The organism is Nocardioides sp. (assembly GCF_025964975.1).
GTDB lineage: Bacteria > Actinomycetota > Actinomycetes > Propionibacteriales > Nocardioidaceae > Nocardioides.
The window spans coordinates 1-10,180 of the sequence record NZ_JAOPXV010000148.1 but is presented as its reverse complement, the minus strand read 5'-3'; the positions used below and the strand labels follow the sequence as shown (position 1 = coordinate 10,180).

Genomic DNA, 10,180 nt, shown 5'->3' with positions numbered 1-10,180 from the left:
GACCATCGCCCGGGGGCGGCCAGGGGCGTCGTACGTCGTGAGGTGCGGGTCGGTCACGAGTCTCCTTCGTAGTCGGGGCTGCCTGCGGATGGGACGAGGGAGGACCTCCGTCTCCGGGATCCTCCCTCGCTCGTGGTGGTGCGGTGGATCAGTGGGCGACGACGCCCTCGGGCCCGTCGGTCGCGAGCTCCTCGTGCTTGACGTCGAGGAAGACCCAGATGACCACGGAGGCCGCGAGCATCAGGATCGAGCCGACCAGGAAGGCCTGGGTCGAACCCTCCGTGAAGACCTGCTGCTGCGCGATGGCCTGGAACTTCTCCATCTGCTCGGGGGAGAGCTGCGGCCCGCCTGCCTGTGCGCCGGCAGCTGCCAGCTCCTTGCCGCGGTCGGTGAAGGTCTGGGTCGCCACCGTCGCCAGCACGGCGAGCCCGAGCGCGCCGCCGACCTGTTGGGCCGTGTTGAGGACACCCGAGCCGATGCCGGACTCCTCGGAGCGGAGGTGGTGGACGGCGGTCAGCGTGACGGGCACGAACGTGAGCCCCATGCCGAAGGCCATCATGATGATGAACGGCAAGATGTCGGTGACGTAGGTGCCGGTCACGTCCTCGGCGGGGAAGGAGGTGTCGAAGGGCAGCGTCGAGAAGCCGAAGAGCGCGCCCGCGGCGATCAGGGTGCCGACACCGGAGATGTAGCGCGGGTCGATGCGGTTGACCAGGTTGGAGGCCAGGCCTGCGCCGACGACGATGCCGACCGTGAACGGCAGGAAGGCGACGCCCGCCTTGAGCGGGCTGTAGCCCATGACGTTCTGGATGTACTGGCTGAGGAAGTAGAACATCGCGAACATCGCCGCGGGGGCCAGGAACATGGCCACGAAGCTGGAGGCCCGGGTCCTGTTCATGAAGATCCGGAACGGCAGGAGCGGGTGCTCGACGCGACTCTCGATGAAGCCGAAGATGGCGAGCAGCGCGACGCCGGCCACCAGGCAGGCGACCGTGGTCCCGTCGCCCCAGCCCTCGGTACCGGCTCGGTTGAGGCCGTACACGACGCCGAGTAGGCCCAGGGTGGCCGCGACCGCACCGGGCAGGTCGAGTTCACCGGGGTGCGACTCCGCCTCTTTGAGGAAGCGCGGGGAGAGCAGCGCGGCGGCGATGCCGATGGGCACGTTGATCAGGAACGTCAGGCGCCAGCCGTCGATCTCCAAGCCGAAGAGCTCCGGCGACGTGCCGGTGAGCCAGCCACCGAGGATCAGGCCGACGGCTGCACCGGCGCCCGACATTGCGGCGTACACAGCGAAGGCGCGGTTGCGGGCGGGGCCCGCGGGGAACGTCGTGGTGATCAGGGCCAGGGCTGCGGGGGACGCGAGGGCAGCACCCAGACCCTGCAGCCCACGGGCGGCGAGCAGCAGCGGCTCGCTGGTCGCCAGTCCGCCCAGGAGCGAGGCCACGGCGAAGACGACCAGGCCGATCATGAAGACCTTGCGCCGACCGTAGAGGTCACCGAGACGCCCACCGAGCAGCAGCAGACTGCCGAACGCGAGGGCGTAGCCGGTGACGATCCAGGACAGGTTGGCCTGAGTGATGTCCAGGTCGATCTGGATGTAGGGCAGGGCGATGTTCGCGATGGTGGCGTCCAGCACCACCATCAGCTGGGCGATCGAGATCAGGACGAGGGCCCATCCGAGGTGGAGCTCGCGCTGCGGCGTGGCCACCGCCTCCGGCGTGGGAGAGGTGCTGTCGAGGTTGGTCATGAGGTTCCTTCGTGCTCGGCGTGCGGATGAGTCTCGGTGAGTTCGTGGGACGAGGCTGTCGGCAGATGCGGACAGGTTGTGGCCGGAATGATGATCTGGTCGATCACGTGGGCGATGAGCTCGGGAGTTGCCTCTTCGCCCATCAGGAACACCCGGTGCAGGACGATGCCGGGCAGGGCGGGAGCGAGGAGGCTCACGTCAACGCCCTCGGCGACCTCGCCGCGCTCGAGCGCGCGGTCGAAGATCACGCGGGCCGCCGCGATCTTGGGACCGATGAAGTCGCGGCGGTACGTCTCGGCGAACTCCTCGTCGCGGGCCATCGCGGTGACCACTGCTGCGAGGACGGCGAGGTTCCGCGAGTCGCGGAAGCCGCCGAGCTCGCAGTGGAGGGCCATCAGGTCGCCCCGCAAGCTGCCCGTGTCCGGCACGGGTGCCGATGACTTCTGGGAGCAGACGGAGTCGACGACCAGCGCCTGTTTGGTGCTCCAGCGCCGGTAGAGAGTCGCCTTGCTGGCCTTGGCGCGTTGGGCGACGGCGTCCATGGTGAGCCGGTCGTAGCCGACCTCGGCCAGGACGTCGAGCGTGGCGTCGAGGATCTCGCGTTCACGGTGGCCCTCGACGCGCGGCCGGCTGGACTGCGCTTCCGTCGTGGCTTCCGTGGAGGCCCCTGCAGTGGTGTCGGTGGACGCGTCCGCGGAGAGGGGGGTCATGGGCGGCGTCCTTCCTGTGAGATGAAACGAAACTGTTTCGTACTCAAGCACCACGGTAGGCGAGATATTCCGATGGAACAAAAGAGTTTCATCGAGCGCGCGGGACACGACGGGCGAACTGTCGGTGGAGGCGGGCAAACTAGTGCCATGAGTGAGTCTGACCGGACTGCGCCGGCGCCCGCGCCGCCCCAGGCACGGGACCGTCACCAGGAGCTCAGCCACCGACTGGAGGACGCCCGTTGGCGCTACTACGTCCTGGACGACCCGACGATGTCCGACGCGGAGTTCGACGCCGGGCTGCGTGCGCTGGAGGCCCTGGAGGAGGAGCATCCCGAGCTCCGGACCCCGGAGTCGCCAACGCAGACAGTGGGCGGTGCGGTCTCCACGATGTTCACCGCGGTCGACCACCTCCAGCGGATGGAGAGCCTCGACAACGCCTTCTCCTACGACGAGCTCGTCTCGTGGCACGCACGGGTGGCCCGAGACGGTGGCGAGTCTGCTGAGCTGCTGTGCGAGCTCAAGGTCGACGGCCTCGCGATCAACCTCCTCTACGAGCAGGGCCGACTCGTGCGGGCCCTCACCCGGGGCGACGGGCGCACGGGCGAGGACGTCACGCCCAACGTCAAGACGATCGAGGCGGTGCCACACCGGCTCATCGGCACCGACGAGTTCCCCGTGCCGTCGCTGGTCGAGGTGCGTGGCGAGGTGTTCCTGCCGGCCGTCGCGTTCGAGCGGCTCAACGACTTCATGGCCGACGCGGGCAAGCAGCTGTTCGCCAACCCCCGCAATGCTGCAGCCGGCTCGCTGCGCCAGAAGGACCCGAAGATCACGGCCACGCGGTCCCTCGGGATGGTCTGCCACGGCCTGGGCGCGCGCGAGGGCTTCGAGCCGACCGCGCAGTCCGCTGCCTACGCCGCCATGCGTGCTTGGGGCCTGCCCACCTCCGACCAGATCAAGGTCGTCTCGACGCTCGCCGAGGTGCAGTCCTACATCGAGCACGTCGGGGAGCACCGGCACACGGTCGTCGGCTACGAGATCGACGGCGTCGTCGTCAAGGTCGATGACGTGTCGCTCCAGCGTCGGCTCGGCTCGACCAGCCGAGCCCCCCGCTGGGCCATCGCCTTCAAGTACCCGCCCGAGGAGGTCAACGCCAAGCTGATCTCGATCGAGGTCAACGTCGGCCGCACGGGCCGGGTCACGCCGTACGGCGTGATGGAGCCGACCCGGGTCGCCGGCTCGACGGTGGAGAACGCCACCCTGCACAACGCCCACGAGGTCACGCGCAAGGACGTGCGGCCGGGGGACACCGTGGTGCTGCGCAAGGCGGGCGACGTGATCCCCGAGATCGTCGGCCCGGTCCTGGCACTCCGGCCCGAGGGCACCCCGCCCTGGGTGATGCCGACCCACTGTCCTGCCTGTGGCACCCCCCTGTCCCAGCAGAAGGAGGGCGACAAGGACCTGCGATGCCCCAACCACGAGAAGTGTGTCGCCCAGGTGCGGGAGCGGGTGTTCCACGTCGCTGGACGAGGAGCGTTCGACATCGAGGGCCTGGGCTACGAGGCGGCCGTGGCGCTGCTCGAGGCAGGGGCGATCACCAACGAGGGCGACCTGTTCGGGCTCGACGAGGCAGCCCTCCTGCGGGCTCCGCTGTTCACGCGCGCGCCGAAGAAGGGCGAGGACGGACCTCAGCTGTCCGCCAACGGGTTGCGGCTGCTCGCCAACCTGCACGAGCGCAAGGAGCAGGTGCCCCTGTGGCGGGTGCTGGTGGCGCTCTCCATCCGCCACGTGGGGCCGACGGCAGCGCGCGCCCTCGCCACCCAATTCGGCTCCATGCAGGCTGTCCGCGACGCCGACGAGTCCACCTTGGCCAACACCGACGGGGTCGGCCCCACCATCGCGGCGTCGGTGCGGGCGTGGTTCGACGGCGAGGAGGCCGCGTGGCACAACGCCATCGTCGACACGTGGGCAGCAGCGGGCGTGACGATGGCCGACGAGCGCGACGAGTCGGTGCCCCGCACCCTGGAGGGCCTCACGATCGTGGTGACCGGTTCGTTGGAGGGCTTCACCCGTGACTCGGTCAAGGAGGCGATCATCGTCCGCGGCGGCAAGGCCTCGGGGTCGGTGTCGAAGAAGACCGACTTCGTCGTGGTCGGCGAGAACGCCGGGTCCAAGGCGGACAAGGCCGAGCAGCTCGGCGTACCCATCGTCGACGAGGCGGGCTTCGTGGCGCTGCTCGCCGACGGTCCGAGCTAGTCGCCGGCGGGAACATCCCGGGGCGCGCCCAGCCCGAGGGGCACGATCACCTTGTCCGGCATCTCCACCCTCGGGTAGTCGGGGGTCGTGTCGATCAGGTCGAAGCGCGAGTGGACCGTCATGACGATGGCGACGACGACCAGGACGAACAGCAGGCCGATGCCGAAGGCCATCAGGCGAGCCGTCGGATCGGTCTTGAGCACCGGATCCTTGCGGCCGCTCATCTCCACCAGGCCGCGGTAGCGGCGACCGAGACTGGCCCGACTGAACGGCGTCGGACCGTCGACGTCCCGCTGGGGGATGTGCAGGTCGCCGGGGACGGCCGCGTCGAGCGACGCGACCGCGTCCGCGCCGCCCACCCACTCAGCCGGGTCGATGAGGAGTCCCCAGCCGTCGGCCCGCACGAGGCGCCGTACGCCCGACGGGTAGGTGAGGTAGGCCGCGAGGTCGGCGTGGGGGTAGTCGAGAGCCTGGTCGCCCGACGTCATCATCGTGCCGTGTCCATCGACGACCAACCGGTCCAGGCGCGCCGGCCAGTCGGCGTGCTTGCGACCCTGCGTCGGAGGCACCCGAGGCGTGGTCGTGGGCCGGCTGACCGTCCGCATCATCAGCAGCTCATCCGCGAGGACTGGCATCCCGAGCAGGAGACTGTCCAGGAGCTCGGCAGCGTGGACCCGCACGTCGTTGGCGGTGATCGCCTCGTAGTCCGCCACGACCTGGTCCAGTGACAGGTACGGGTCCTCGCCGGCCAGGTGCATGGCGCCGGCCCGGCGGGCCAGGCCGTAGGTCGCATAAGGATCCCGCAGCCCCTGGATGGTCATGGCCTTGATGCCCGAGACGACAGCCTCGTCGGGGCCCCTCTGAGCATGGGTCTCGAGCAGCTCGCGTGCGGTCGTCGCGCACCCGCGATGTGCGGCGCCGTCGATGTCCGTGCCGACGTAGGCCACGGCGTGGTCGACGTCGGCGTACTCGTAGCCGCAGAACGGGGCGTACGCCCCGCCCAGCCGTTCGCGGAACTCGTTGACGAACTCGCGCCGAAGGGTCTCGGGCAGCAGGGTCGCCGCCGGCGTACGTCGCACCACGCCGCTCGCCAGCAGCCCCACGTCGACGTAGCCGGCCGGGAGCTCCTCGACGGTGTGCGCCGGCTCCGGAAACCTCAGCCGTCCCGACGGCAGCGGCAACCGCCAGCCGGGAGGGGGAGGTCCGTCGAGCATCAGGACCGCGTTCTCCCGCGTGAACACGGTGCGCGCCCGGGTCCCCAGCAGCTCGCGCGTCGCTCGGCCCAGTCCCAGCTCGCCGAAGGCGACGACACCGGGTCCGGCCGCCCCGTAGCGCATGCCGAGCGCGTTGGGCAGGCCCACCGAGCTGCGCTGCGCGGCCTCGGCGGCGAGCACCCGTCGCTCGGTGTCCATCCGAGCGAAGGACGGCTCGCTCAGCCACCGGGCCACACCGCTCAGGTGTGCCGCCACCGCGTCCGTGGGTCCGTGGGCATCGAAGCTCGTGTGGTGGAGGGAGACCTCACCGTTGACCTGGAGCTGTCCGCCGCCCATGCGCTCGTGCAGAGCCAGGTGCTCGAGGAGGTGCTGCCAACCCGACTCCGCCGCCGGTTCGTCGGCACTGCCCCAGCGGAACATCAGGGTCGCCGCCAGGGTGGGCCGCCCAGAGTCGACCCAGAACGTTGCCACGCCATCGACCTCGTCGCGCGCCACGATCGTCATGCTGCCTGCCCCCGCATCCGGCGAATTCGACCGGAATAGTGACACATCGCGTCGGCGCCTCGGCACCCGCAGACAACTTCCGCCCGGGGTACGGCGTCCCACCTGCGCTCTCCATCTGCCAGGCATCCATGAGGACCACCCTCGGAGGTCAGCCATGCGTCTCGTGTCCACTCTCACCACCACCTCACCACCACCCTCGCCCTCACCGTGCCTCTCGTGGCGCTGGGAGCCCGGCCCACGCCGCGGCCAAGACCTGCGCCGGCGAGAGGGCGACGATCGTCGGCAACGAGAGATCGAACGACCTCACGGGCACGCCGAAGCGCGACGTGATCTGGGCCGGGGGCGGCAACGACCGGATCTTTGGGCTGGGAGGGAACGACCTCATCTGTGCCGGCGAGGGCGCCGACCGCATCTCGGGCGGCCCGGGCGACGACACGACCTATGGGGAGATGGACCACTACCGCGCCGACCGGTTCGGCCGGTTCAAGCGCACCGGCGACACGATCGTCCCCGGCGCCGGCAACGACTACGTCGACCCCGGCTATGACGCACGGCTGGTCTCGGCCGGCATACGGGTGGTGCCCGACACGATCAGCTACTACAACGCTCCCGCCCCTGCCGTGATCGACATGCGCACCGTCCCCGCCGTCGTCGCTGCCGACGGAGCCGACACCATCGTCGTCGCGGCCGGTTCGCCGATCGGCTTCGTGGGGACAGCGTTCAACGACGTGATCCGCGGCACCTACAAGGACGACCGGCTGTTCGAGATGGGCGGCGACGACCAGCTGTTCGGCCACGACGGCGACGACGTCATCACCCCCGATGGCAACGACAGCGCCGGCGCGGACCTCGTGGACGGCGGCTCCGGGGACGACACGATCTCCAGCGTGGCCGGCTTCGACACCCTGGTGGGCGGTCCCGGTATCGACGCGATCTCCTCGAGCTCGGTGAACCGGCTGACGATCAAAGGGGGCGCAGGCGTCGACACGGTCACCGTGCCGGTGCCCGGCGAGTCCGGGTTCCAGGTGGTGGGCAACGCCGGCCGGGACAAGCTGCGGCTGGTGGCCTACCCCAACCCCGCCGTCCTGCCCACGCTGCGCATCGACCAGCGCAAGGGTCTGGCCAAGGTCACCAAGCTCCAGCCGTTCGCGGTCAGCGGCAAGGTCCAGAGCTTCACCGAGGTCTTCCTGCCCGCCAGCACCACGACGATCTACAGGGGCACGATGAAGGGCGAGGTCATCGATGCCCACCCCGACTTCGGCGCGACCATCAAGGCTCGTGGCGGCGCCGACGTGATCACCGGGTCCAACCAGAAGGACGTCCTGATCGGCGGCACCGGCTTCGACATCGGCTTCGCCAAGAGCGGCAAGGACCGGTGCAAGCTGATCGAGCGGCGCCAGAGCTGCTGACCGCGCGGGCCCCGGCCTCCGCTCTCGTAGGTGGTTCCCCTGAGCCTGAGGTTCTGCCCCACAGGCGGGCTGGCCTGCACGAACTGCGTGAAGTCACCGTCGTCGGTCGAGCCAGAGGGTGGTCGCGCCATCAGTCCTCCTCGAATGGATTGTCACCCAGACAGATGCCGCGTGCCTCGCTTCGGTTGGGCGACCCTAGGATTGCCGCCATGCCCGAGATCACCCGAGACGAGGTCGCACACCTGGCGAACCTCGCCCGCATCGACCTCGACGACGCCGAGCTCGATCACCTTGCCCCCCAGCTGAGCGTGATCCTCGAGTCAGTCGCCTCCATCAACGGCGTGGCGGGGGACGACGTACCTCCCACGTCACACGCGTTGCCGCTGACCAACGTCTTCCGCGACGACGTGGTGACCCCCGGCTTGACGGCCGAGCAGGCCCTGGCCATGGCACCGGCGGTCGACCAGCAGCGCTTCAGCGTGCCGCGGATCCTGGGGGATGAGCAGTGAACACCACCATCCGCACCACGGCCGCCGAGATGGCAGAGGCCCTGGCGGCGGGCACCGTCACCAGTGTCGAGCTCACCCAGATGCACCTCGACCGCATCGCCGGCGTCGACGGCGCCGTCCACGCCTTCCTGCACGTCGACTCTGACGGCGCGCTCGCCCAAGCTGCCGCGTCCGACGCCCGCCGATCGGCCGGCGAGACCCTGAGCCCGCTCGACGGCGTGCCGATCGCGGTCAAGGACGTGCTGACCACCGAGGGGCTCCCCACCACGTGTGGGTCGAAGATCCTCGAGGGCTGGATCCCGCCGTACGACTCGACCGTCGTGGCGAAGCTCAAGGCGGCCGGGCTGCCGATCCTTGGCAAGACCAACATGGACGAGTTCGCCATGGGGTCCTCCACGGAGCACTCGGCCTACGGCCCCACCCACAACCCGTGGGACCTCGACCGCATCCCGGGCGGCTCGGGCGGTGGCTCGGCCGCCGCCGTGGCGGCCTTCGAGGCGCCGCTGGCGATCGGCACCGACACTGGCGGCTCGATCCGCCAGCCCGGTGCGGTCACGGGCACGGTCGGCGTGAAGCCGACGTACGGCGGAGTGTCCCGCTACGGCCTCGTGGCCCTCGCCAACAGCCTGGACCAAGCGGGTCCCGTCACCCGGACCGTCCTCGACGCGGGCCTGCTGCACGACGTGATCGCCGGGCACGACCCACGCGACTCGACCAGCATCGACCAGCCGTGGCCCTCGTTCACCGACGCGGCCAGGATCGGCTCGACCGGCGACATGTCGGGCCTGCGGATCGGCGTCATCACCGAGCTGGCCGGGGACGGGTGGCAGGACGGCGTGATGACTCGGTTCCAGGAGTCGGTCGACCTGCTGGTGAAGGCCGGCGCCGAGGTCGTCGAGGTGTCCTGCCCGAGCTTCGTGCACGCTCTGGCGGCCTACTACCTGATCCTGCCCGCCGAGGCGTCCTCCAACCTCGCGAAGTTCGACGCCATGCGCTACGGCCTGCGCGTCGTGCCCGAGGGCAACCCCAGCGCGGAGGACGTCATGCGCGCCTCGCGCGACGCGGGCTTCGGCGAGGAGGTGAAGCGCCGCATCATCCTGGGCACCTACGCCCTGTCCAGCGGCTACTACGACGCCTACTACGGCCAGGCCCAGAAGGTACGCACGCTCATCAGCCGCGACTTCGAGGCAGCGTTCGAGAAGGCCGACGTGCTCGTCTCGCCGACCGCCCCGACGACGGCCTTCAAGCTCGGCGAGAAGCTCGACGACCCGCTGGCGATGTATCTCAACGACCTCGCGACCATCCCCGCCAACCTCGCCGGCGTCCCCGGGATCTCGGTCCCGAGCGGCCTCGCCGACGAGGACGGGCTGCCCGCCGGCTTCCAGATCCTCGCCCCGGCCCTCGAGGACGAGCGCCTCTACCGCGTCGGCGCCGCCCTCGAGACCCTGCTCGCGCGGGAGTGGGGCGCACCGCTGCTCGACAAGGCTCCCGCCCTGGAGGAGACCCGATGACCACGCACGCCAGCTCCGACTCGCTGCTCTCGTTCGAGGAGTCCCTGGAGAAGTTCGACCCGGCGATGGGCCTCGAGGTCCACGTCGAGCTCAACACCAACTCGAAGATGTTCTGCGGGTGCCCGACCGAGTTCGGCGCCGAGCCCAACACCCAGGTCTGCCCGACCTGCCTGGGTCTGCCCGGCGCGATGCCGGTGGTCAACCGCGTCGCCGTCGAGTCGGCCATGCGGATCGGACTCGCGCTCAACTGCGAGATCGCCGAGTGGTGCCGCTTCGCGCGGAAGAACTACTTCTACCCGGACATGCCGAAGAACTTCCAGACG

7 protein-coding genes and 1 pseudogene are annotated in these 10,180 nt (G+C 70.0%); 5 read left to right on the top strand and 3 right to left on the bottom strand.

Annotated elements, in window-relative coordinates:
• Positions 1 to 148: 148 nt before the first annotated feature.
• Together JWN68_RS11240 and JWN68_RS11235 are read right to left on the bottom strand one after the other, a co-directional pair.
• A complete protein-coding gene (locus JWN68_RS11240) occupies positions 149 to 1,747 on the bottom strand; it encodes an MFS transporter (protein WP_297738709.1) in 1,599 nt (532 codons plus the stop codon).
• Positions 1,744 to 2,457, bottom strand: coding sequence for a TetR/AcrR family transcriptional regulator (locus tag JWN68_RS11235; RefSeq protein ID WP_297738708.1), 714 nt, complete (start codon positions 2,455 to 2,457; stop codon positions 1,744 to 1,746). Before JWN68_RS11235 ends, JWN68_RS11240 begins: the two co-directional genes overlap by 4 nt.
• Before the next feature lie 147 nt (positions 2,458 to 2,604).
• On the opposite strand from JWN68_RS11235, the gene ligA reads away from it, so the two are divergent.
• Positions 2,605 to 4,710 carry an NAD-dependent DNA ligase LigA gene (gene ligA, locus JWN68_RS11230; RefSeq protein WP_297738707.1) on the top strand — a complete coding sequence of 702 codons (2,106 nt, stop codon included), beginning with the start codon at positions 2,605 to 2,607 and terminating at the stop codon, positions 4,708 to 4,710.
• Here ligA and JWN68_RS11225 read toward each other — a convergent pair.
• The gene (locus JWN68_RS11225) at positions 4,707 to 6,428 is read right to left on the bottom strand and encodes a hypothetical protein (protein ID WP_297738706.1); all 1,722 of its coding nucleotides are present in this window, start codon (positions 6,426 to 6,428) and stop codon (positions 4,707 to 4,709) included. The two genes, ligA and JWN68_RS11225, sit on opposite strands and share 4 nt — an antisense overlap.
• A gap of 128 nt (positions 6,429 to 6,556) precedes the next feature.
• Here JWN68_RS11225 and JWN68_RS11220 point away from each other — a divergent pair, with 128 nt between their 5' ends.
• From JWN68_RS11220 to JWN68_RS11205, 4 genes and pseudogenes are all read left to right on the top strand, one after another.
• A complete protein-coding gene (locus JWN68_RS11220; RefSeq protein WP_297738705.1) occupies positions 6,557 to 7,837 on the top strand; it encodes a calcium-binding protein in 1,281 nt (426 codons plus the stop codon).
• A gap of 209 nt (positions 7,838 to 8,046) precedes the next feature.
• Complete coding sequence (gene gatC, locus JWN68_RS11215) at positions 8,047 to 8,346, top strand: Asp-tRNA(Asn)/Glu-tRNA(Gln) amidotransferase subunit GatC (RefSeq protein WP_010833809.1); 300 nt, start codon at positions 8,047 to 8,049, stop codon at positions 8,344 to 8,346.
• 29 nt (positions 8,347 to 8,375) lie between these two features.
• Positions 8,376 to 9,857: an Asp-tRNA(Asn)/Glu-tRNA(Gln) amidotransferase subunit GatA gene (gene gatA / locus JWN68_RS11210; RefSeq protein ID WP_297738710.1), complete on the top strand. Its 1,482-nt coding sequence runs from the start codon at positions 8,376 to 8,378 to the stop codon at positions 9,855 to 9,857.
• Positions 9,854 to 10,180, top strand: a pseudogene (locus tag JWN68_RS11205) (Asp-tRNA(Asn)/Glu-tRNA(Gln) amidotransferase GatCAB subunit B); the annotation flags it as partial. The gene gatA and the pseudogene JWN68_RS11205, both read left to right, overlap by 4 nt.